Here is a 21680-nt window from a genome sequence, read left to right on the forward strand (position 1 = left end):
GGTTTCTTCCCCTGACAGTTGCCCCTGAGACGGCCCGGGTTCCGCACCCGGGCCGTCCCTCGTACGGCAGATGCGGGAAATCCTGCCGCTCGTGCAGCGAGTGAAGGTGGAGGGCCGCCGGCCCGGCCTCGTTGTGGCGATCTTCAGCCGCCCAAGAGCAACATGCTCACTCCGCGTCGGCGACGACGGAACCGACACGTTCGGCCAGGCTCGGGTCGCGGCGGACCAGGAGCGTCGCGTAGCCGATGGCGGCGAACAGGGTGGCCAGTGCCGCGAAGGGGAACCAGCTGTACGGCGCGGGCTGTCCGGGCTTGGCGAGGTAGTAGAGCGGAACCAGGATGGCCAGGCTGCCGATCGAGGGCAGCACCAGGTGCCGGACCGTCCGGAACTCCTGTGGACGGTACCTGCGGTAGTACAGCGGCAGGGCGATGTTGGACGCGAGGTAGACCAGCAGGATCAGGATGGCGCCCAGGCTCGACGACTCGGTGAAGAAGACCACGGGGTTCATGGGGCTGCCGTCCGGCCCGAGCAGATGGCCCAGGCCCCAGCCTCCGATGATCAGCAGTGCGGTGGCGGTGAAGGTGACGATCGCGTTGGTCGGCGTGCGGCGGGTGGGGTGCACGTAGCCGAAGAAGGACGGGAGCAGCCCCTCGCGTCCGGCATTGAACACCAGGCGGGCCTGGGAGTTGATGCCCGCGATCAGTACGCCGAGGGTGGAGGTCAAGCCCCCGACGTAGGCGACGAACGCCAGCGCTCCGAGTGTGTCGTGGGCGACGGCGATGAAGGGAATGCGAACGTCGCCGAGCCTGGCCACGTCGTAGTCGAAGCCGGTCACCGTGGCGTAGGAGAAGAGGATGTAGCTCACCGTCATGATCGCGATGGAGAAGAACACGGCGCGGCCGACGTTGCGCCGCGGGTTCTCCGTCTCCTCCGCCAGCGCGGCCGAGTTCTCCCAGCCGACGAACAGGTACACCGCCAGTGGGAAGCCTGCCGCCAGGCCGCTGAGGCCGTGGCTGATGTGGCTGGGCAGGAACGGGTCGGCGGAGAGATGGCCGCGGTGTTCGACGATCGCCGCGATCGAGACCACGACCAGCACCAGCATCTCCACGCCGAAGAAGTAGCCGGCCCACTTGGTGGAGACCACCACCCCGCGCAGCATCAGCACCACCGAGAGCCCGGTCAGCAGCAGCGTCCAGATGATCCACGGCAGGTCTACGCCGGTGTATTCGTGCAGGGTGATCTGGACGAAGCCGCCCGAGATCGCGATGACGGAGGCCATGGCGATGATGTAGCCGAGTCCGGCCAGCAGGGCCGTGGTCACCGCGCTGACCGGCCCGAAGGTCTTGCCGACGAAGGTGATGAAGCTGCCCGCCGAGGGGTGCGCCCGGGAGAACTCGGCGAGCGTGTTGCCAAGGAGCGCGACCGCGACGCCTGCGGCCGCGATGGTCAGCGGGGAGGCGATGCCCGCGGTGGTGGTCAGGAAGGCGAAGCCGAAGAAGAAGCTCATGGCCGGGCCGACGTTGGCCATCGTGGCGGCGGCGATGTCCGCCATGCCGAGGACGCCGCCGCGCAGGCGCTGGGGTGTGCCGCCGACGGGGCCCGACGTCGACGACGGGTCGACGGCTCCGGGGTCAGACATGGCGGCAACTCCTTCTGCGGTGTGGCGGTGCAAGGGGCGTGTGGGGTGTGGGCACTGGGGTCGGCACAACCGGGCGTCAGCTCGGGCGGGCCTGCTGGTGTGTCTTCACCGCCCGCACAGCCGGGTCCATCGCGCCACGGCCGAGTTCGGCGAGCAGTTCGGCGTGGCAGCGGTTCTGCGCCCGTACGACCTCGGCTGTCGGGGCGGGCAACAGCAGGCACAGTCGACCGAGCAGGTCGGCGGCGAACTCGCGGATTCCGCTGCCGCCGAGCGCCTCCGCGAGGTCGAGGTGGAAGCGCGTCTCCAGTTCGAGCAGTCGTGCCTGGTCCTCGGCCAGGTCCATTTCGTCGACCAGCGCCTGCAGCGCTTCGAGACGATCGGGCGGGACCTCGCCGGCACTGTGCGCCACGAGGCCGCACTCGAGCAGCAGGTGGAAGGCGTCCAGTGAAGCCGCCTCGTCGGCGTCGTGCATCAGAGCGACGACCGCGTCCCACTCCGCCGCGACGAAGGTCCCGCCCGCCCGGCCTCGTCGGCGGTCGAGCAAGCCGTCCTGGCACATCACCTCCAGCGCGCGGCGCACGGTGATCTCACTGATCCCCAGCTCCTCGGCGAGGACGCCGGCGTCCGGCAGCCGGTCCCCCGGTGACACGGACTTCAGGCGCACCCGCAGTGCTATCCGTGACCGGACGAGCTCCGATCCCGTCTGGCCCCTGCCGGGCAGGAAACGGGCGTCCCGCACCCCGGCGACCGGCCCCGGCCGTGCCGGCCCCGGCTGGTTGTAGGGCCCGAACTTGCCCGCTGGATTCACCACGCCGCCACCCTAACGGCCTGCTGAGCGGGGTCACGGCCCGCGGGGACGCCGTCCGCACCGGTGGCTCTCGCGACCATGCCGCGGTGTTGTGCATGGGGGCTCCCACGGGGGCCGGAACACAGGGGACGACGCGGCAGCCACAACGGAAGAAGCAACTCCGCGCTGCACGAAAAATAGAGCATGGTGAACAGTTAAACAAGCCTTGTTCTTTTCGATCGTAGTGAACTAATTTCCTGTCGGCCAGCCGTGGCTGCCTCCGCAGACACGGACCATGAGGCCGCGGCCCACCATGCCGTCGCGGTGCCCGTCCCCCTTCGGCAGAACCTGTGCGGTCATCCCCGCCCGGGCCTGCCGACGCATGTCCTCGTCCGAACTCCCCTCCCTGGATGTCGAGATGACCACACGTCCCCCTGTATCCGCCGCAGACCCGGTCACTACCACCGAAAGCACCCCGGCAGGATCCGGCCTGCAAGCCGGACTGAAGAACCGCCACCTGTCGATGATCGCGATCGGCGGTGTCATCGGCGCCGGCCTGTTCGTCGGCTCCGGTTCCGGCATCGCCGCCGCGGGCCCCGGCATTCTCATCTCCTACGCGCTGGTCGGGGTCCTCGTCGTCCTCGTCATGCGCATGCTCGGCGAAATGGCCGCGGCCAACCCCACGTCCGGCTCGTTCTCCGCCTACGCGGACCGTGCGCTCGGCCGCTGGGCCGGATTAACGATCGGCTGGCTGTACTGGTTCTTCTGGGTCGTGGTGCTCGCGGTCGAGGCGACCGCCGGAGCCAAGATCCTGGCCGGGTGGATACCGGCGGTCCCGCAATGGGGCTGGGCCCTGATCGTCATGGTCGTCCTCACCGCCACCAACCTGGCCTCGGTCAGCTCCTACGGCGAGTTCGAGTTCTGGTTCGCCGGCATCAAGGTCGTCGCCATCGCCGCTTTCATCGTGCTCGGCGCCCTCGCCATCTTCGGGCTGCTCCCCGGCTCGGACCACCCGGCGACCGGCTTCTCCAACCTGACCGGGCACGGCGGATTCCTGCCGCACGGGCCGGGGGCGATCCTCACCGGCGTCCTGATGGTGGTCTTCTCGTTCATGGGCAGCGAGATCGTCACGCTGGCGGCCGGCGAGTCCGAGGACCCGCAGGCCGCGGTCGCCAAGTCGACGAACAGCGTGATCTGGCGGATCGCGGTGTTCTACCTGGGCTCGATCCTGATCGTGGTGTCGCTGCTGCGCTGGGACGACCCGGCGATCCTCAAGGAGGGCTCGTACGTCGCCGCCCTGAGCTCCATCGGCATCCCGCACGCCGCCCAGATCATGAACGCCATCGTGCTGACCTCCGTGCTGTCCTGCCTCAACTCCGGCCTGTACACCGCGTCGCGGATGGCGTTCTCCCTCGGCCGGCGCGGCGACGCCCCGGCCGCCCTGGGCCGCACCAGGGGTCGCGGCGTGCCGCAGTCGGCCATCCTGGCCTCGGTGGTCTTCGGCTTCGTCGCGGTCGCGTTCAACTACCTGTGGCCGGACACGGTCTTCCAGTTCCTGCTCAACTCCTCCGGTGCGATCGCCCTGTTCGTCTGGCTGGTGATCTGCTTCTCCCAGCTGCGGATGCGCAAGATCATCGAGCGGGAGTCGCCGGAGAAGCTGATCGTCAAGATGTGGCTCTACCCCTACCTGACGTGGGCCACCATCGCCCTGATCACGTTCGTGCTGGGCTACATGCTGACCGACACGGCCGCGGGCGGCGGCCGCGACCAGGTGGTCCTGTCCACCCTGTTGGCCGTGGGCGTGGTGGCTGTCTCGCTGGCCCGTGCGCGGCTGGGCCGCAGCAGGACGCACAGCGCGGTCACCCCGTCGTAGGGGCCGGGCCGCGGTCGGTCCGCACGGCGCACGTCGCCCTCGGCCGCGTCCTCGGCGGTGCGGTCCGGTCCCGTTGCCCGGCGGTCGATCCTGCCGTCGGCGTGCCTCTGCCACGGACACGTCTTCGTCGGGACGCAGGGCGGGCAGCCTGACCAGCGACCGTGACCGGACCGTCGCCGGTCGTCTCGAACAGGACCAGGGGCCGGCTCAGGAGGGAAACCCCTCCTGAGCCGGCCCCTGGTCCTGTGCCCCGGCAGGATTCGAATGTGCGACACCCGCTTGAGGAGTTCGGTCGCTGCGTGGGGCGACCTCACGGAACGGGCCCTTATGGCCTGCTGCCACCGCGGGCAGAGCTGTCGGAGCCGCGGTCACCGTTCGACAGCCCGGAGCGGCTGATGACGGCGTCGCAAGAGCTGCGGATGGGCCGGGTCAAGCACCAAGCCAAGCACCTCGTCGGCGGACGGCTACGGACCGGGACCGGGACCGGGACGGCTACGATCCGTGCCCGACAGGCCAGAGCGGGCGCGCCTCGTCCGACACGGTGCTGAGAAAGAAGGCAGCCTCGGGTGCAGGCTTGCGTCCGGTTCCGGTCAGGCAACAACGCGGGTGCCGGCAGGCCGACGCCGGGGTCCCCGCGCCCTGAGGAGCGCCCGAGGACAGATCCGGAAAGGCGCAGGAAGATGGAACGGGCACCCCGAGTACGTCGTCGTCACGTTCCCGGGCAGCCGCTTCCGCGTGGACGGGAAGCCAGCCGCGTAGCAACCCGTCGTGGGCCCAGGCGCCGTCCCCGCCGCACTGTGAGCGGGTTTGAGCGACGAAGGCGCTGTGCAGTTCCGAACGTCCGGAGGGCTGACCGGGCGGTCGGGTCACCCATTCGCACCAAGCCTTGCTCAACTCGATCGCATCCCTGACCCACCCCCCTGGAGGCAACCATGGGCAAAGTCCTCGGTGACGTGCTGGGTCTCGCGGCCGCCGTCGCGATCAGCCCGCTCCCGATCATCGCGATCATCCTCATTCTCGCCACGCCTCGGGGACGTCTCAACGGACTCCTCTTCACCGGTGGCTGGATCCTGGGACTCTCGGCACTGGGCGCGGTGATGCTGGCGATCGCTTCCCCCGCCGGTGCCTCCGCCCACAATCACCCGGCTACCTGGGTGGGAGTTCTCAAGCTCGCTCTGGGCGTGTTCCTCGTCCTCTTCGGCGCCCGGCAATGGCATCGGCGCCCGAAGGACCCCTCGAAGGCCCAGCTGCCGAAGTGGATGGCCGCGATCGACCGCCTCACGCCGGTCAAGATCTTCGGACTCGGACTGGCCCTGGCCGCGCTCAACGCCAAGAACGCCCCGCTGACCATCGCCGCGGGCGCCGCGATCGGCTCAGCCGGACTGCCGGTCGGGCAGCAGATCGCATCGCTGGCAATCTTCGTCCTGATCGCCACCCTCGGCCTGCTGGCCCCACTGGCAGTGTTCCTCCTCGGGGGAGAGCGGGCGAAAACCACGCTCGGCAACTGGAAAGACTGGGCAGCTCAGCACAACGTCGCCGTGATGGCCGTCCTGTTCTTCGTTCTCGGGCTGAAACTGCTCGGAGACGGCATCTCCATCCTCACCTCCTGACAGGCCTGCCCACGCGTGGCGGCGTGGTCCGATCACAGACGTGCAACAGAGAAGGCTGGCGGAGCGGCTCTGGGCTGGGGCTGCTTCGGCGATGAAGGCGTTGGAGCTTCGCCGCCCGCTCGCCCGTTAGCGTGTCGCGTGCGCTGGAGGCTGTGTCGGAGTCCGGTCCCTGTCCGCCGCACGTCACACCCGAAGGCTCAGGGCTGCCGGCCCGGCAGAGTTGCCGGGCCACCGCGGCGAGGGGCAGCGGCCTCGCGGCGAAGCCGGCTTTCGCCCGCGCGCGGTAGCGCGAGGTGAGACCACTCAGAAGCGATCCGCTTACTGGCAACCACGGAACAGGCTGCTCGCCCCCGCCAAGCCCCAGCCGGGGATGGTCTACCGGCCCTGAACAACCGCAACAGATCAGCGCCGTCAGGCAGCGACACGCGATGCCCTCGGGTTCCCCGGCTTGGGAAGAGGGGAGGGGAGGGTGAGCTGTGCTTCACCCCGGCTTGTACTGTGCCGCCTGCGTGTCATGCCCCGACGGCCCACAGAACCTTTCCGGAGAAACCGTGCAGCTATCGAGCAGAACCACCAAGCGTTCCATCTCCTGGCACCGACCGGCCGCCGTCGCGACGACGGCCGCCGCGACGCTGCTCGGGCTTGGTATGGCATCCGCCCCGGCCTCGGCCTCGACGTACGACTGGTCCGTGACCTGTTCGCAGGTGACTGTGGATCTCACTGGCTACAACGTCATTGTCGTGCAGGTCGTCGACGTCACGGCAGACGGCAAGGCCCTGGGACCGGAGCTCAGCTTCCGCGACGAGTTCCACAAGACGTACACCGTCCCGAGCCACAGCAAGCCGGTCTCGATCCGTCTCTCGGTGAAGGCCGGCAGCGACGACGGCCAGTCGATCGACGAGACCAAGACGTCCCCGGTGTGCGGGGCGGCGAGCCCGTCGCAGACCCCGTCATCCAGCGCCCCAGCCACCGCCGCACCGACCCCTACCGTGACAAGTGGAACGTCGTCGGACGCGTCCTCCCCGCTGCCGTCACCGGGCACATCGTCCGCTTCCGCACCTCCGCTCGCCGAGACAGGTGCCTCCGGCTCTACTCCGCTGGTCGCCGGGACGGCCGGTGCGGTCGTGTTGGCCGGCGCCGCCCTGCTGGTCGTCACACGCCGACGCCGGACCGCCCACCGCTGAGCCGGATGCCCGAGCCGAGCGGAGGCGGGTGAAACAAAGTCCCCCTGTACCGCACGGATTTGATGATCCGGGCGACGGGGGAGCGGCGTTGTACTCAAGGCCTCTCTGGTCCGCGGCAGCACGCCTGTGGCACGGCACCGGATACGGCGAAGGGCCGGCCTGGGAGGGAAACCCTCCTGAGCCGGCCCTTCATCGTGTGCCCCCGGCAGGATTCGAACCTGCGACACCTGCTTCAGGAGTTCGATCACGGTGGGCGGCGGCCTGCCACTACCCCGCTGCGACGGGCGCCCCATGGCCCCGGCGGCCTCTCTCCACCCTCGCGGCGCCCCGGTCCTTGCCTCCCCCAAGCGCCGAACCGCTCTTCGCGACGTGTTCCGTGTCTGTGGCCACATCTCGATAGCGGACCGGGTGTCTGTGGCCACAGTCTTGATACCGGACAGGAAAGAAAGCGTTTTCTGTCCGGTCTACGCGCGTTACGTTGCCGCGGAGCCGGCGCCTGGCGGGAGTGCGCGCGCAGAGGAGTCCCGTTCCGTGTGGTGCACCTCACCGAGGTAGTTCATCATTCAACCTCTTGCGAGGAAACATCTTCTCTGAAAGATTGATTGATGTAAGCGCCCCCCCTCGGGGGACGGACCACCGCCCCGGCGCGACACCCAAAGGAGGCCGCGATGCCGGCATCCAAGAACCGACTGCAGGGACTGCTGGCACGCTTCGGCCGACCCGCGGCCAGGCACGCCAGGTCTGCGCCCCTGCTTGTAACGGAAGAAAAGGAACCCGTCATGTTCAATGTCGCCAATGTCAAGGCCGCCCCCAGCCCGGACCTGCTGACTCCCGACAACTCCGTGATGCTGTTCGTCGACCATCAGCCGCAGATGTTCTTCGGGACCGGAAGTGGCGACCGCGGCGCGATCATCAACGCCACCGTGGGCCTGGCCAAGGCCGCCAAGGCCTTCAATGTCCCCGCCGTGCTGACCACGGTTGCCGCCGAGTCGTTCTCCGGCCCGCTGCTGCCGCAGCTCGCCGAGGTCTTCCCCGGCCAGGAGATCATCGACCGGACCACCATGAACGCGTGGGAGGACAGTGCGCTCGTCGAGGCCGTCAGGGCCACCGGCCGCAGGAAGATCATCCTGTCGGGCCTGTGGACCGAGGTGTGCCTGGTTCTCCCGGCGCTGTCCGCGCTCGGACAGGGCTACGAGGTGTACGTGGTGGCCGACGCCTCCGGCGGTGTCACCCCGCAGGCTCACGAGCACGCCCTCCAGCGCATGATCAACGCCGGTGCGGTGCCGGTCACCTGGATCCAGGTCCTGCTCGAGCTGCAGCGCGACTGGGCCCGCGGCGAGACCTACGGCGCTGTCATGGAGATCGTCAAGGAGCACGGCGGCGCCTACGGTCTCGGCGTCGTCTACGCCCAGTCCGTCATCGGTGCCCACGCCGCGGGCTGACCGCCGTCCGGGCCGCCGGCCCGAGGGCGCCCCGCCCCGCCCCGGGCCGGCGGCGGCCCGGGGCCCAGGACCTCGATGTGCGCGAGGTTCGGCGGTTTCGGCGGCGCGGACGTCATCTCGCGCCGCAGGGCAAACGCCACCCACCGCAGGCAGGCGCCGAACTGCACGCGAGTGACAGCCTGTTGGGCGGCCCCGGGAGGTGCCGCCGCGTGCAGGACCGAGCACGGCAGCCGTGTCGTCAGCCGCTGGCCGGCGGTCGTGGGCGCCAGGACCTGTCCGACCATTCCCGCCGGGCCCCCGACGCCTGGCACCGCACCTCGCCGCGTTGTCCGGCACGCCCAAGTACGCCCAGTACGAGGGCGACCCTCCGCCTCGCGATGCACGGCACCGGACGCCGCGGTCCGATCCGGCGCGAATGGTCGGACAGGCCCTGGCTAGGGCAGCGGCTCGTCCGCGCGGCCGTCGGCCGGGTGACCGGGGACGCCGGCCGAGATCCCCGACCAGATCCCCGACCAGATCCCGGACACGACCCAGGAGCCGGCCCATGCCTGCGGCGAGCGTCCAGCGGGCACGGCGGACGAGGTCTCCCGTCAGAGCAACCCAGACCGAACACGGGCCTCGACCCAAGGAAGCGACAGTGACTATCAACCAACCGCAGGCCCAGCCTGCGCCGGGCGGTCGCGAGCCGCTGCTGCCGGCCCTCATGACAGCGACGGCCGTGAGCGGCCTCATCGACGCGATCAGCTACCTGGGCCTGGGACATGTCTTCACCGCGAACATGACCGGCAATGTGGTCATCATCGGCTTCGCCGCCGCCGGCGTACCCGGCTTCTCGGTGCTCGGCTCGCTGGTGTCGCTGGCCGCCTTCCTGGTCGGAGCGGTGGTCGCCGGCCGTCTGGAAACCGTGATGCGCCGCGGCACTTCGGCGCGCTGGCTGCGCCGGATCCAGGTTCTTGAAATGGGTTTGCTGGCCACGGCGACAGCCGTCGCCTTCGCCGCGAGCCACGCGGTCTACGCGCTGATCGCCCTGATCGCCCTGGCCATGGGTCTGCGCAACGGGACGGTGCGCAAACTCGCCGTGCCGGATGTGACCACGACGGTGCTGACGCTCACTCTGACCGGACTGGCGTCCGACTCGACTCTGGCAGGCGGCACCAATCCGCGTGCCGGCCGCCGACTGGTGTCCGTGCTGGCGATGCTGGCAGGCGCATTCGGGGGAGCCCTGCTTGTGCAGCACACGGGACTTGGCTGGCCCCTGCTGGCCGGCACGTTCGGTGCCGCTGCCGCCGCCCTGGCCGTGCCCCGCGGCTCATCCTCCGGCTGACGCAGCCCGCGGTCACTCCCACCCCACTGCGGCCCCCAGCAGCCGCTTCACCCCTCACACAGATTCTCAGAACTCCCTGCTCACTGGAGATGATTTCCATGGCCACTATGCCTGTGGCTGGCCTCCCCCCTGTCAACGACGACCACGTCGCCGACATCGTGGTCCGCAATGCCAAGATCTACACCGGCGACCCGGTGCACCCGCAGGCCAGCGCGGTCGCCATCAAGGACGGCAAGGTCACCGTGGTCGGTGACGACAAGGACGTCGCCCCCCTGGTCAGTGCCCGGACCCGAGTGGTCGACGCGCTGGGCCGCCGGGTCATCCCCGGCCTGAACGACTCTCATGTGCACGTGATCCGGGGCGGCTTGAACTACGTCCTGGAACTGCGCTGGGACGGTGTGCCCACACTGCGTCAGGCACTGGCGATGCTGCGCGAGCAGGCCGCCCGCACCCCCAAGGGACAGTGGGTCAGGGTGGTCGGCGGATGGTCGGCGGACCAGTTCGCCGAGAAGCGCCTGCCGACCCTCGCCGAGCTGAATGCTGCCGCGCCGGACACACCGGTGTTCGTGCTGCACCTGTACCAGTCCGCCCTGATGAACCGTGCGGCGCTGAAGGCGGCCGGCTACACCAAGAGCACCCCTGACCCCAAGGGCGGTCAGCTCGTGCGTGGCCGTGACGGGGAGCCGACCGGCATGCTCCTGGCCGCACCCAGCGCGCTCATCCTGTACTCCACCCTCGCCGCGGCACCGACCCTGCAGGGCGAGGACCTGAAGACGTCCACCCGGCACTTCCTTCGCGAGCTGAACCGGTTCGGCCTCACCTCGGCCATCGATGCGGCCGGTGGCTTCCAGAACTTCCCCGACAACTACGGCACCGTCATCGACCTTGCCAAGGCCGGCCAGTTGTCGCTCCGCATCGCCTACCACCTCTTCCCGCAGACCCCGGGACAGGAGATCGACGACCTGCAGCGCTGGATCGGCATGATCCGGCCCGGAGACGGCGACGAATGGCTCCGGCTCAACGGCGCCGGAGAGAACCTGACCTGGTCGGCGGCCGACTTCGAAAACTTCACCGAGCCCCGGCCCGAACTGGCCGCGGACTACGAGGGAAGCTTCGAGAAGGCCGTGCGGCTGCTGATGGAGAACGGCTGGGGCTTCCGCCTGCACGCCACCTACGACGAGACGATCCGCCGCGACCTCGCGGTCTTCGAGAAGCTCGCCGCCGAGGGCCTGTTCCCCGCCGGGAACCGCTGGCTGTTCGACCACGCGGAGACCGTCTCGGGCGACAGCCTGGACCGCATCGCCAAGCTCGGCGGCGCCATGTCCATCCAGAACCGGATGTCCTTCCAGGGCGAGGCGTTCGTACGCCGCTACGGCGCCGGAGCCGCCGCAGACGCACCGCCGGTGCGCGCCATGCTGGAGCGCGGTCTGACCGTCGGCGCAGGCACGGACGCCACCCGGGTGTCCTCCTACAACCCCTGGGTCGCGCTGCACTGGCTGGTCTCCGGCCGGACCGTCGGCGATCTCACGCTCTACCCGCCGGAGAACCGCGTCAGCCGCGAGACCGCACTGACCATGTACACCCAGGCCGGCGCCAAGCTCACCGGAGAGCAGGATGTCAAGGGCATCCTCAAGCCCGGGTTCTACGGCGACCTCGCCGTCCTCTCCGACGACTTCTTCGCCGTCCCCGAGCAGGACATCCCGCACATCGAGTCCCTCCTCACCGTCACCGGCGGCCGCATCGTCTACGCCACCGCCGAGTACGAGGGCCTGGACGAGGAGATTCCGGCGATCAGCCCGGCATGGAGCCCGGTCGCCCACTACGGGGGCTACCAGGCCACCGTCAAGCCCAGCATCTCGGGCGCGCGGCAGGCCGAACTGCTCGGCCAGGCCGTCGCCGAGTCCGAGCAGCACCGGCAGTGGCGCGCCCAGCGCGGCTTCGTCCCGGAGGCTCGGACGGAGATCTTCGACACCTGCTTCGTGCTGTAACGCACGGAAACTCACCACTACCGCACCACCTACCCACGCATGAGGAAAGTGTCATGAACACCGGATTGCTCATCCTGAGGCTGGTCGTCGGCCTGCTGTTCGTCGGGCATGGGATCCAGAAGGTCAGCCACCGCCTCGGCGGCCACGGAATCGAGGGTGGAGCGGCAGAGTTCCGGGCCGACGGGTTCCGCGGCGGCCGGCTCACTGCCGCCGCCGCGGGCCTCGGGCAGATCGCTGCCGGTCTGCTGCTCGGCGCAGGAGCGCTCACCCCTTTGGCGGCCACCATCGCAGGGGGAGTGATGACGGTCGCGGCCACGGTCAAGTGGCGCAACGGGCTCTGGGCGCAGAACAACGGCTACGAGTACCCGCTCGTGCTGCTGATCCTGCCGGCCGTGCTGACGCTCACCGGACCCGGGCGCTGGTCGGTCGACCAGGCCATCGGGCTGCTTCCCTGGGCCCCATGGTGGACAGTCGCGGCCGTCGGCCTCGGCGTTTCCAGCGGACTGATGACCCGCCTCCTCCTCGCACGGCCGGACCTTCAATACTGAGTGATCAGGAACATCCGCGCCGCCAGGGAGTTGACATTGCCATGGAGACCGAAACGAGGGGCCTGCAGAGCGCGGCACCACCGTCGCCGGCCGACGGTGGCAACGGCCGAGATGTCGACCAGGGCGTTGATCGTGAGCTGCTTGACTGGTGGATGCTGGTGATGCAGGGCTTCCACGCCACACAGGAGTCTCTCGTGAGCGAGCTGGCCGAGCGCTTCAACGTCGGCCAAGGCGCCGCTGGTGTCCTGCTGCGCTTGCTCACCACCCCCAAGCACCGGATGCCGATGACACGCCTGGCACACGAGACACGCATGTCCAGCGGCGGGTTCACCAAGCTCGCCGACCGGCTCTGCGCGGCCGGTCTGGCCCGGCGTCTGGCGTGCGAGGACGACCGACGCCTCACCTACCTCGAACTGACCGACCAGGGCGAGGACACGGCCCAGGCCATCTCCCAGGCGGTTACGCAGATCCTGCGCGCCCGGGTACTCACCCCCCTCGGACGCGACGGGTTCGGCAAGCTCGCCGATGCCATGCGTGAACTGCGCGACGCCGACGACGATCTCGGGAAGTGACGACGACACACAGGGGCGTCCGAGTCATCACGCCGGCCACATCGGCGGCCGGAAGCAGTGGCTTCCCCGCCGAATGAGGATTTGGCACGTGAACACGATGCCTTCGTACCGCAGTGGCGAGTCGCGCGGCCTGCTCGCCGTGGAGGAGGGGGCGCAGGGCCTCGCACTCCTGGGCACGGTTCTGGTCGGCCGGCCGTGGCCGCCATCGTTTCCGCACGGTGAGGGCTCGTCGGCCGTCGGCGGTGACCAGGATGGGGCGGCGCTCCCCGGCATCAACCGAGGCCCGCTCCGGGGCCGGCCGAGGGTGTGACCGCGGCCTGCTGCATTGGCATCACCGACGTCACCGGGTTGGGGGATAGCGCCGTCGGCTGGCGAGCCGGACATTCCGGATAAGTGCGACCATCGCACCAGGGTGACATGGCGACTCCGAGCCGTCACCACATCTGGCAGGAGGAGCAATCGATGAACCTCACTCTGAAGCGCCTGCTCTGCGTTACCGCGGCGGTGGCCACGGGCGTGGCGGCCCTGCTCGGCACCGGCGCCGGCACCGCCGGCGCCGCCGGCGCCGCCGGCCGCGCGCACTGTGACCGCGCCGAACAGGACATGTGGAGCGACGGGCCCAGCCGCAACGTGACCGGCCGCCGCTGCAGCATCCCGACCGGCAAAGGTCGCTGGTACACCATCGAGATCGACACCCTCGTACAGAACCACTACAAGGGGGACACTCTGGACGGAAGGGTCGACCGGACCGAGACCCTGCACAGCAGAACCATCAGGTGCCTGGGCTATACCTCCAGCAACGGCACGGTGAACTGGTTCGGATGCCCGCCCGCCTGACACTCCCGCCGAAGGCTCCCGTGCCGACGCCCCTGCCTCTCGGCCTGGCCGGACCTTCCCGAACGCCGTGGTGCGCACTCGCCGGCAGTCACATGGCCGGGATTGCCGAGGCCGGGTGCGAGAGGTCGGCGTCCATCTGGATCACCACGTCGGCGCCCTCGTCCAGCGCACGGGTCATTCCGGCGAGGTAGGCGCGCCCGAGCCCGTCCTTGGCGGTGCGGTGCAACACGCCGACGGTGTCCGGTGACTCGGCGGCGAGCTTGTCGGCGACCTCGCCCGTGCCGTCGGGTGAGTTGTCGTCGACCACGAGCAGGTGCAGGTTCGGCAGCGGCAGGTCCGAGAGCAGGTCGGCCAGGACGGGCAGGTTCTCCCGCTCGTTGTAGGTCGGTACGACGACAACGACCTGCGGGGAAGAGACGGCCATCGGCAACTCCTCGGTCAGGGGTCGGGAACGGTTCAGTGGTGCCGGTCAGTCGGTGGTCCCGGAGTGCAGGTCGCGCAGGGTCGCGGTCAGCGTCCACGCGAGCAGGACCAGCGCGGTCCCTGCCGTCACGGCGATGCGATCCGGTACCTGGCGGGCCGCCGAGGTGGCGAGGACGCTCGACCCGGCCAGCACACTCGCCGCGGTGAGGCTCCATATGCCCGCGCGGAGCCGTCCTGGCCGGGGAGCAATGATCACGGTCCCGCCGAGGCCCGCGAAGACCCGGCAGGTCTGCGCGGCTCCGCCGGCAAGGGTGGTCCACCAGCAGACGGCCGCAAGGTAATGCCAGGGGCCTGCCGCCACCGCGCCCGCATCGAGATGCGCTACGGCAACCAGTCCCGCTGCGAGCGTGGCTGGGACGGTGAGTCGGCGAAGGGCCCTGTTGGTCAGTCGGGACTGCGCCACCGGAGCGCACGTCACCCTTGCCATCGGCTACGGCGGCCGGCAGGAGGTCATCGACGCCATGCGGGAGCTGATGAACGAACGTGCCGAAGCGGGGCAGTCGCCGGCCGACCTGGCGGCGAGCCTGACTGTGGAGGACGTCACCCGGCACCTGTACACGGCAGGTCGGCCGGACCCCGACCTGGTCATCCGCACCAGCGGGGAACAACGGCTGTCGCTGCCCGGCAAGCGGGACCTCACCTTCACGCTCGTTCCCGCAGGCGGAGCGTCGGCCTTGTCGACCCAGCACGCGGCGCACGTTTCCGACGTCACCATCTATGGCCCCAAATAGCAGTGCCAGAAGTAAGTTTGGGTCCAGGCGGGCTGCAAACGTAAACTTCCCGCCATTTTTCCTGTGATCCCTTTGTGTAACTGTTGTGGGCACGCCAAGATCTCCTCCGCGTCGGGACACCCCCATGCCCCCGTCGCAGGGAGGAGAGGGCATGTTGCCCCAACGGCATCAGCGACGGTTCATAACCTGCACCGTCGTAGCCGCCGCGTTCGGACTGGTCACCACCCAGTCGTTCGCCGCGCAGGCCGACACCAGACCCCGGCCCTGGAACGCACGCCACCAGGCCGCCGTGGGCCGCCAGCACATCAAGGCGGTGTACGCCGGCCACGGAAGGTCCGCCTTCGCCGCGACCGAGGGCGACGACGATGGCGCCGACGAGGCGGAGAACTCGGCAGAAGCCACAGCGCAGTTCACCGAGGCGCGTACCGCCCCCGGCGTGGTCGCACCCGGTGCCTACGGGGCGGCCTGGCAGCAGCTCCAGTCGATGCGGCACGCGCGTGGCAGCTGGGACCACGTCACGAAGAAGGCGTACAACTCCGACGATCCCCGCTACCGCGATGTGAACTCCAACTCCAGCGGCGGCGCAGGCAAGGTGGCCGGCCGCATCACCGGGATCGCCGCCGACGACCGGGGCTATGTGTACGCGGGCGGCGCCAACGGCGGCGTCTTCCGGTCCACGACCGGCGGCGGACACTGGAAGCCGATCGCCGACAAGCTGCCGTCCCTGTCGACGGGCACCCTCGCCCTGGACGGCCAGAAGCGGCTTTGGTACGCCACAGGCGAGTCCAACACCGGCGCAACGTCCTTCGTGGGCACGGGTGTCTACGTCCTGAAGGACCCGCGTCAGGGGCAGTTCCAGCCCGGCGACCGCGTGGGCGGCGCCGAACTGGAGAGCACCGTCATCCACGCGCTGCGGTTCGCCGGCACCAAGGTCTGGGCGGCGACCAGCACCGGCGTGTGGTCGCACTCCACCACCACCCTGTCCGGGCCGTGGAAGCAGGAGTTCGCGCCCAACCCCGACTATCTGCCGGGCGGTTCGAAGGCGGACGACCCGAGCGCGCCGTACAAGAACATCGCCAACGACGTCGCCGTCGACCCGAAGGACCCGAACAAGGTTCTCGTCGCGGTCGGCTGGCGCGGCGGCGACACCTACAACGGGCTGTACGCCAAGCAGGGGGACGGCAGTTGGAAGCCGGTCAGCGGGCTCGGTGACCTGCCGACGAACAGTGCCGACGTCGGCAACATGACGTTCGCCGCGGCGGCCGACGGCTCGCGCCTGTATGCCATCGACCAGTCGCCGGCGCAGATGAGCGCCAACCCCGACAGCGGGCTCAAGGGCGTCTACGTGTCCAAGAACGGTTCGCCGTTCGGGCCGTGGACGCAGATCGCGGACTACACCAAGCTGAAGGCGTCCGGCTCCGCCCTCCAGAGCGCGGGCTACATGCCCGGCGTCCAGTCCTGGTACAACCAGTTCCTCCAGGTCGATCCGGCCAACGCCGACCACGTCTACCTCGGCCTTGAAGAGGTGTTCGAGACCAAGGACGGCGGACAGAGCTGGATCACACCGGGCCCGTACTGGAACTTCCCCTTCCCCTGCTGGAGCATCGACCCGGCCAAGCAGACCGGCGACTGCTCGCCCACCGTCCACTCCGACCAGCACGCGGTCGCGATCGGCAGCTACAAGGGCAGGTCGTGGGCCTACGTCGGCAACGACGGCGGCATCTACCGGCGCCCGCTGGGCGGCGCGGTCGACTCCGGCGGCCACGCCAAGGACTGGCAGTCCCTCAACGACGGCACCCTCGACGCGCTGCAGTACTACTCCGTGGGCGTCGGCAAGGACCTCACCTACGGGGGCGTCTCGGTGACGGGCGGCCTGCAGGACAACGGTCAGTCGATCCTGCGCGGCCGGGACAAGGTCATGGGCTCCAACTTCGGCGGTGACGGCGGCGACACCATCGCCGACCCGGCCAACGGCTGCAACATCGCCGCGGAGTACGTCTACCTGGACATGTGGGTCACCCAGAACTGCGGTGTCAACGACGGCTCGTGGAGCACGGACCCGTCCAAGGCCACCGAGTACGAAGTCGCCCCGCCGGACAAGGACCAGGGCGGCTCCGGCGCCCGCTTCATCGCTCCGATCACTGCCGACGCCAAGGACACCAACACCTGGGTCGCGGGCGGCCGGCACGTGTGGGTGCAGACCAAGGGCTTCGCGATCCGCTCCGGCAAGGAGTGGAACAGCGCCTACGACCTCGGTGACGGCCACGTGGCCACCGCCGTGGCCTCCTCGGGCGGCACCGTGTACGTCGGCTGGTGCGGGCCCTGCAACAACCAGGGCTTCACCCGGGGCATCGCGGTCGGCAACGCCGATGGCACGGGCTGGCATCAGCTGAGCCTCCCGGTTGACGGCACCATCCCGAACCGCTACATCTCCGGCTTCGAGGTCGACCCGGCCAACGCCCAGCACGTGTACGTGGCCGTCAACGGCTTCTCCCGCCGGTTCACCGAGGGCCCCGGTGCGGGCGTCGGCCACATCTTCGAGTCGAAGAACGGCGGCACCGACTGGACGGACATCTCGGCCAACCTGCCCGACGTTCCCGCCGACACCGTGAAGCTCCTCCCGGGCGGCGGCCTCGCCCTCGGCACCGACCTGGCCACCTTCTACCGGCCCGCCGGCGCCACCCAGTGGCAGGTCCTGGGCCACGACCTGCCCACCACGGCCGTGATGCAGCTGCGTCTCGGCCCGGACGGCAAGCTGTACGCCGCCACCCACGGGCGCGGCCTGTGGGCCTTCGACGTACGACGCCTCAAGGGCCGTAACGACTGATCAAGGCGGATGCCCGTCACACGACGACGGCCGGTGCGGACCCCACTCCGGGGGCGCACCGGCCGTCTCGCGTTCGGTTCACTGCGCCGGATAAGCCGCCACGCTCAGCCGGAGAGTGAAGACGGGCGCGTCCTGAGCGCCCCAGGTGACGGTCACCGCGCCGGTTCGTGCGGCCCGCACGGTGACGCGGGTGACGCCCTTGCTGTCGGTGGCGGTCGAGGTCACCGTCGCCAGCATCGGATTGCTGGTGCGCGGCTGCGGCCAGGAGCCTTCGGGGCGGGGCTCCAGGACCACGGTCACCGTCGCACCAGGGCGCATACACAGGCTGTGGACGGATGCGTCCCCAGGGCCGTGGGTGACGGTGGCGGAGCCGGCGATGCAGCCTTTCGACGCGGAGGCGGTTCCAGGCGCTGTCCCGGGGGCCGTCGGGGTCCGCGCCGGGGGCGAGGACGGCGTCCTCGCCGGTGTCGTTGCCGAGGTTGTCGCAGCGGGTGAGCTCGGAAGCCCCGGCGTGCCGGTGCCACTCTCCGAGGGCGTCGTGCTGAGCGGATCGGCGGAAGGGCGCGGCGGTGCCGAGTCCGCCTGTGAGCCGTCGCCGCTGCCTCCGCAGGCGGTCAGCAGGCAGGAAACGGCAACCAGGAAAGCCCCGAACCAAGGCCAGGCCGACCCATGCCCGGGGCCGCGTCTGCTGTGCTCCACCGTCACAACTGCCCCCTTACGTCGCCGCACGCCTCTGTGACGTCCTGGGCTGCCGCTCGGTTCCTGCGGCCACCGCCGGCAGCCGCGGTTCCCCGTGTGCTTGTTGCCCGTGCCCCGGCTACTCGGTCCCGTGCGAGCTCGTCGACACCCGGGTCCGGGCCCGCTTTCACGGCGACGAACTGATCGTCACCGCCGTCGGCGACGACGGCCACTCCTGCGCAGCCGCCCAGCGGGGCGACGCGCCGTGAGTCCTGGTCGCCGCGCTCACGTCGGCATTCCCCGCTCGGCCAGGCCGCTCTCGTACGCGATGATGACCAGCTGTGCGCGGTCCCGGGCGTGCAGCTTGGCCAGGAGGCTGCCGACGTGGGTCTTCACGGTCGGCATGCTGATGACCAGGCGTTCGGAGATCTCCGCGTTGGACAGGCCGTTGGCGATCTGGACGAGGACTTCGTGTTCCCGCTTGGTGAGACCGACGAGTCGTGGAGCGGGGCGGGGCGTCTCGCCGCGCCGGGAGAAGTTGGCGATGACGCGCCGGGTGACCGTCGGGGCCAGTACGCCCTCGCCCGTGGCGATGACCCGGATGCCGTCGACCAGGTCGGACGGCGAGGCGTCCTTCAGCATGAAGCCGCTGGCGCCCGCCTGGAGGGCCGGGTAGACGTACTCGTCCATGTCGAACATGGTCAGGGCCAGCACCCGGACACCGGTCAGCATCTCGTCGGAGCAGATCTCCCGGGTGGCCGCGATGCCGTCGAGAACCGGCATCCGGAGGTCCATCAGGACGACGTCGGGGGCGAGTTCCCGGGCGAGCCGGACCGCCGTGGCGCCGTCGCCCGCCTCGCCGACGACCTCCATGCCGGGCGTGGAGTCGACGAGGACCCGGAAGCTCCCGCGCAGCAGTGCCTGGTCGTCCGCGATCAGTACCCGGACCGACTCGGCCATGCGTGTTCCCCGGTTCCTCGTACGCTCGTAGGTGACATATGACATTTCAGCAAGGCTCTCTCGTCAACTCGCCCGCTACGTAGGGCCCTTCACGCCACAACCGGGTGCCGTGGCCGCCCAGTCGGTCGTAGTAGCGGCCCGGGGTAGGCGGCCGGTCGGTGGTGACCTTGGCGTAGTCCTCGGCGGAGACGCGGTCGGTCGGTTCGATCTGGCTGACGATGTTGCCGAGGCTGCAGAAGACCGGCCTGTTCCGATACAGCTCGACACCGCGAAGGAAATGTGGGCCGTGCCGCCTGTGATCTGTCACGGAAGTTACGGGGCGGACCGTCCCACCGGCATGGGGCAGTTGTCCCATGCCGGTCCTGTCAGCTGTCCCAACGGCGCTGGCGCACCCAGCCCCATCCGAGGGCGGCGACGGTCCAGGCGAGCAGCACCGTGAAGCCGAAGGCCGTGTGCGGGGAGCGGACGGTGAGCAGTTCGTTTCCCGCCTGGTCGGGGAAGTACCGTGCCATCTCCCTGGTCGCCCCGATGAGGGACAGGATGTGCGTCCCGGCGAGCACCATCGGCAGCAGAACGGCCAGCGGTACGACGGCGTTGCGGGCGATCGTCGCGATACCTGCCGCGAACAGGCACATCAGGGTCAGATAGACGACCGCCCCGGCCAGGGCGCGCGGGACTCCGCTCGCGCCGAGCGAGGAACCGTGGGACCCGAGAGCCGCCTGCGTGACCAGGTAGCCGAGGACGGTGACCGGGAGGGAGACGGCCACCGCCGCCAGGGCGGTGACGCTCACTTTCGCCAAGTAGAGTCGCCCGCGCCTGGGTACGGCGAGCAGTGAGACACGGATCATGCCGGACGTGTACTCGCTGGTGACGATGAGCACGCCGAACACGATCAGCGCCAACTGGCCGTAGAGGATGCCGTCGAGACCGGCCTGCTCCGGGGTGAAGTCGGAACGCAGGCTCGGGTTGTCGGACTCCAGCGCGTTCTTCGCGGACCAGCCGTCGAGGGCGGCGATGAGAACGCTGACCGCGGCGAACAGCAGCAGCGAGATCCGGGTGCCGCGAATGCCGCGCAGCTTGGTGGTCTCGGCGCGGACGGCCGCGAGGGTCTCAGACATGCGTGTCCCTGCCTTTCTCACCGAGGGCGCGTTCGCCGTCGGCTCCCGCGCGGGTGCCTTCTTCTCCGATGACGTCGAGGAAGGTCTCCTCCAACGACCCGGCGTGGGTGCTGAGTTCGTCGAGCGGGAAGCCGCCCGCCGCGGCGATCCGGCTGACGTCCGCGGCCGCCATGCCCACGACGTCCAGGCCGCCGCCGGGGATACGGGTCACGGTGGCGCCGCCACCTTCCAGCTCCCTGCCGAGCCTGTCGGGTTCGGGGGTGCGGACGCGGACGTACGACCGTCCGTGGCGCTCGATGAAGTCCGACATTCCGGTGTCCGCGAGGAGCCGGCCCCGGCTGATGACGACCAGGTGATCGGCGACCAGGGCCATCTCGGTCATCAGATGGCTGGAGACGAGGACGGTACGGCCCTCGGCGGCCATCGAGCGCAGCAGGTCGCGCAGCCGGCGGATGCCCTCGGTGTCCAGGCCGTTGACCGGTTCGTCGAGCACCAGCACGGGCGGGTCGCCGAGGAGCGCGGCGGCCAGGCCCAGCCGCTGGCCCATGCCGAGGGAGAAGGTGCCGGTCCGGCGCCGGGTCGCGTCCGCGAGCCCGACCGCCTCCAGGACCTCGGCGACCCGGCCGCGGGCGATCCGGTTGCTCTGGGCGAGCCAGAGCAGATGGTCGCGCGCGGTCAGGCCGCGGTGCGGGGCCGGGGTCTCCAGCAGGGCGCCGATGTGGCGGAGGGGGTAGGCCAGGTCGCCGTAGGCGTGCCCGTCGATCCGCGCGGTTCCGGTGTCGGGGCGGGTCAGGCCCAGCATCATCCGCAGGGTGGTCGACTTCCCGGCGCCGTTGGGGCCGAGGAAGCCGGTGACGGCTCCGGGCCGCACCGTGAAGGTCAGGCCGTCCACGACGGTGGTCGGCCCGTACCGCTTGGTCAGGTTCTGGACGTCAATCACGCGACGAGTCTGGCCGCGGCGGCCGCACCACGCATCGGACCGGGGTCGGGACGGTGCGGGCCGGTTTCACGGACCGGACCCATACCGGAGTATGAGACCGTTTCAGCCATACGCGGTGGGCGGGACGTATGGCGGTTGG

22 protein-coding genes are annotated in these 21680 nt (G+C 69.9%); 12 read left to right on the forward strand and 10 right to left on the reverse strand.

Going from position 1 to position 21680, the window contains the following annotated elements:
* Positions 1-166: 166 nt before the first annotated feature.
* Together OG747_RS25500 and OG747_RS25505 are read right to left on the reverse strand one after the other, a co-directional pair.
* Complete coding sequence (locus tag OG747_RS25500) at positions 167-1639, reverse strand: APC family permease (RefSeq protein WP_405881687.1); 1473 nt, start codon at positions 1637-1639, stop codon at positions 167-169.
* A gap of 76 nt (positions 1640-1715) precedes the next feature.
* A complete protein-coding gene (locus OG747_RS25505) occupies positions 1716-2450 on the reverse strand; it encodes a FadR/GntR family transcriptional regulator (RefSeq protein ID WP_405881688.1) in 735 nt (244 codons plus the stop codon).
* A 394-nt stretch (positions 2451-2844) separates the two neighbouring features.
* Between OG747_RS25505 and OG747_RS25510 the strand changes: the two genes are divergently transcribed.
* The 4 genes from OG747_RS25510 (at position 2845) to OG747_RS25525 (ending at position 8535) form a co-directional block, all read left to right on the forward strand.
* A complete protein-coding gene (locus tag OG747_RS25510; protein WP_405881689.1) occupies positions 2845-4299 on the forward strand; it encodes an amino acid permease in 1455 nt (484 codons plus the stop codon).
* A 932-nt stretch (positions 4300-5231) separates the two neighbouring features.
* Positions 5232-5909 carry a GAP family protein gene (locus OG747_RS25515; RefSeq protein ID WP_405881690.1) on the forward strand — a complete coding sequence of 226 codons (678 nt, stop codon included), beginning with the start codon at positions 5232-5234 and terminating at the stop codon, positions 5907-5909.
* A gap of 551 nt (positions 5910-6460) precedes the next feature.
* Positions 6461-7093: an LAETG motif-containing sortase-dependent surface protein gene (locus OG747_RS25520; RefSeq protein WP_405881691.1), complete on the forward strand. Its 633-nt coding sequence runs from the start codon at positions 6461-6463 to the stop codon at positions 7091-7093.
* Between the two features lie 779 nt (positions 7094-7872).
* Entirely contained in the window at positions 7873-8535 is a 663-nt protein-coding gene (locus tag OG747_RS25525) for a hydrolase (protein WP_405881692.1), read from the forward strand.
* 434 nt (positions 8536-8969) lie between these two features.
* Here OG747_RS25525 and OG747_RS25530 read toward each other — a convergent pair whose 3' ends face one another.
* On the reverse strand, positions 8970-9107 hold the full coding sequence (locus OG747_RS25530) for a hypothetical protein (protein ID WP_405881693.1): 138 nt from the start codon (positions 9105-9107) through the stop codon (positions 8970-8972).
* Positions 9108-9172: 65 nt separating this feature from the next.
* Here OG747_RS25530 and OG747_RS25535 point away from each other — a divergent pair, with 65 nt between their 5' ends.
* The 6 genes from OG747_RS25535 (at position 9173) to OG747_RS25560 (ending at position 13804) form a co-directional block, all read left to right on the forward strand.
* Positions 9173-9859 (forward strand): YoaK family protein, encoded by a 687-nt coding sequence (locus OG747_RS25535; RefSeq protein WP_405881694.1) that lies wholly within the window; start codon positions 9173-9175, stop codon positions 9857-9859.
* 98 nt (positions 9860-9957) lie between these two features.
* Entirely contained in the window at positions 9958-11847 is a 1890-nt protein-coding gene (locus tag OG747_RS25540; RefSeq protein WP_405881695.1) for an amidohydrolase, read from the forward strand.
* A 53-nt stretch (positions 11848-11900) separates the two neighbouring features.
* Positions 11901-12395 carry a DoxX family protein gene (locus OG747_RS25545; RefSeq protein ID WP_405881697.1) on the forward strand — a complete coding sequence of 165 codons (495 nt, stop codon included), beginning with the start codon at positions 11901-11903 and terminating at the stop codon, positions 12393-12395.
* Positions 12396-12436: 41 nt separating this feature from the next.
* Positions 12437-12967, forward strand: coding sequence for a MarR family winged helix-turn-helix transcriptional regulator (locus OG747_RS25550; protein ID WP_405881698.1), 531 nt, complete (start codon positions 12437-12439; stop codon positions 12965-12967).
* An 88-nt stretch (positions 12968-13055) separates the two neighbouring features.
* Positions 13056-13277 carry a hypothetical protein gene (locus tag OG747_RS25555; RefSeq protein ID WP_405881699.1) on the forward strand — a complete coding sequence of 74 codons (222 nt, stop codon included), beginning with the start codon at positions 13056-13058 and terminating at the stop codon, positions 13275-13277.
* Between the two features lie 152 nt (positions 13278-13429).
* Positions 13430-13804: a hypothetical protein gene (locus OG747_RS25560; RefSeq protein ID WP_405881700.1), complete on the forward strand. Its 375-nt coding sequence runs from the start codon at positions 13430-13432 to the stop codon at positions 13802-13804.
* Between the two features lie 88 nt (positions 13805-13892).
* Here the strand turns inward: OG747_RS25560 and OG747_RS25565 are convergent, their stop codons facing one another.
* Together OG747_RS25565 and OG747_RS25570 are read right to left on the reverse strand one after the other, a co-directional pair.
* Complete coding sequence (locus OG747_RS25565) at positions 13893-14228, reverse strand: glycosyltransferase (RefSeq protein ID WP_405881701.1); 336 nt, start codon at positions 14226-14228, stop codon at positions 13893-13895.
* A 45-nt stretch (positions 14229-14273) separates the two neighbouring features.
* Positions 14274-14588 (reverse strand): hypothetical protein, encoded by a 315-nt coding sequence (locus OG747_RS25570; RefSeq protein ID WP_405881702.1) that lies wholly within the window; start codon positions 14586-14588, stop codon positions 14274-14276.
* A gap of 79 nt (positions 14589-14667) precedes the next feature.
* Here OG747_RS25570 and OG747_RS25575 point away from each other — a divergent pair, with 79 nt between their 5' ends.
* Positions 14668-15018, forward strand: coding sequence for an undecaprenyl diphosphate synthase family protein (locus OG747_RS25575; protein ID WP_405881703.1), 351 nt, complete (start codon positions 14668-14670; stop codon positions 15016-15018).
* A 151-nt stretch (positions 15019-15169) separates the two neighbouring features.
* Positions 15170-17845: a WD40/YVTN/BNR-like repeat-containing protein gene (locus OG747_RS25580; protein WP_405881704.1), complete on the forward strand. Its 2676-nt coding sequence runs from the start codon at positions 15170-15172 to the stop codon at positions 17843-17845.
* A gap of 78 nt (positions 17846-17923) precedes the next feature.
* On the opposite strand, the gene OG747_RS25585 is transcribed toward OG747_RS25580, so the two are convergent.
* From OG747_RS25585 to OG747_RS25605, 5 genes are all read right to left on the reverse strand, one after another.
* On the reverse strand, positions 17924-18163 hold the full coding sequence (locus OG747_RS25585; protein WP_405881705.1) for a hypothetical protein: 240 nt from the start codon (positions 18161-18163) through the stop codon (positions 17924-17926).
* 645 nt (positions 18164-18808) lie between these two features.
* Positions 18809-19483 carry a response regulator gene (locus OG747_RS25590; RefSeq protein ID WP_405881706.1) on the reverse strand — a complete coding sequence of 225 codons (675 nt, stop codon included), beginning with the start codon at positions 19481-19483 and terminating at the stop codon, positions 18809-18811.
* Between the two features lie 46 nt (positions 19484-19529).
* A complete protein-coding gene (locus tag OG747_RS25595) occupies positions 19530-19790 on the reverse strand; it encodes a hypothetical protein (RefSeq protein WP_405881707.1) in 261 nt (86 codons plus the stop codon).
* 58 nt (positions 19791-19848) lie between these two features.
* Complete coding sequence (locus OG747_RS25600) at positions 19849-20601, reverse strand: ABC transporter permease (RefSeq protein ID WP_405881709.1); 753 nt, start codon at positions 20599-20601, stop codon at positions 19849-19851.
* Positions 20594-21541, reverse strand: a complete 948-nt coding sequence (locus tag OG747_RS25605) for an ABC transporter ATP-binding protein (RefSeq protein ID WP_405881710.1) — start codon at positions 21539-21541, stop codon at positions 20594-20596. Before OG747_RS25605 ends, OG747_RS25600 begins: the two co-directional genes overlap by 8 nt.
* Positions 21542-21680: the final 139 nt, after the last annotated feature.

The organism is Streptomyces sp. NBC_01384 (assembly GCF_045040035.1).
Classification (GTDB): Bacteria; Actinomycetota; Actinomycetes; order Streptomycetales; family Streptomycetaceae; genus Streptomyces.

Bases quoted from the DNA above. Each gene is read 5' to 3' on its own strand.
- OG747_RS25500 (WP_405881687.1), bottom strand. From the start codon at position 1,639: ATGTCTGACCCCGGAGCCGTCGACCCGTCGTCGACGTCGGGCCCCGTC.
- OG747_RS25510 (WP_405881689.1), top strand. From the start codon at position 2,845: ATGACCACACGTCCCCCTGTATCCGCCGCAGACCCGGTCACTACCACC.
- OG747_RS25515 (WP_405881690.1), top strand. From the start codon at position 5,232: ATGGGCAAAGTCCTCGGTGACGTGCTGGGTCTCGCGGCCGCCGTCGCG.
- OG747_RS25525 (WP_405881692.1), top strand. From the start codon at position 7,873: ATGTTCAATGTCGCCAATGTCAAGGCCGCCCCCAGCCCGGACCTGCTG.
- OG747_RS25540 (WP_405881695.1), top strand. From the start codon at position 9,958: ATGGCCACTATGCCTGTGGCTGGCCTCCCCCCTGTCAACGACGACCAC.
- OG747_RS25545 (WP_405881697.1), top strand. From the start codon at position 11,901: ATGAACACCGGATTGCTCATCCTGAGGCTGGTCGTCGGCCTGCTGTTC.
- OG747_RS25550 (WP_405881698.1), top strand. From the start codon at position 12,437: ATGGAGACCGAAACGAGGGGCCTGCAGAGCGCGGCACCACCGTCGCCG.
- OG747_RS25560 (WP_405881700.1), top strand. From the start codon at position 13,430: ATGAACCTCACTCTGAAGCGCCTGCTCTGCGTTACCGCGGCGGTGGCC.
- OG747_RS25565 (WP_405881701.1), bottom strand. From the start codon at position 14,228: ATGGCCGTCTCTTCCCCGCAGGTCGTTGTCGTCGTACCGACCTACAAC.
- OG747_RS25580 (WP_405881704.1), top strand. From the start codon at position 15,170: ATGTTGCCCCAACGGCATCAGCGACGGTTCATAACCTGCACCGTCGTA.
- OG747_RS25585 (WP_405881705.1), bottom strand. From the start codon at position 18,163: ATGCGCCCTGGTGCGACGGTGACCGTGGTCCTGGAGCCCCGCCCCGAA.
- OG747_RS25590 (WP_405881706.1), bottom strand. From the start codon at position 19,483: ATGGCCGAGTCGGTCCGGGTACTGATCGCGGACGACCAGGCACTGCTG.
- OG747_RS25600 (WP_405881709.1), bottom strand. From the start codon at position 20,601: ATGTCTGAGACCCTCGCGGCCGTCCGCGCCGAGACCACCAAGCTGCGC.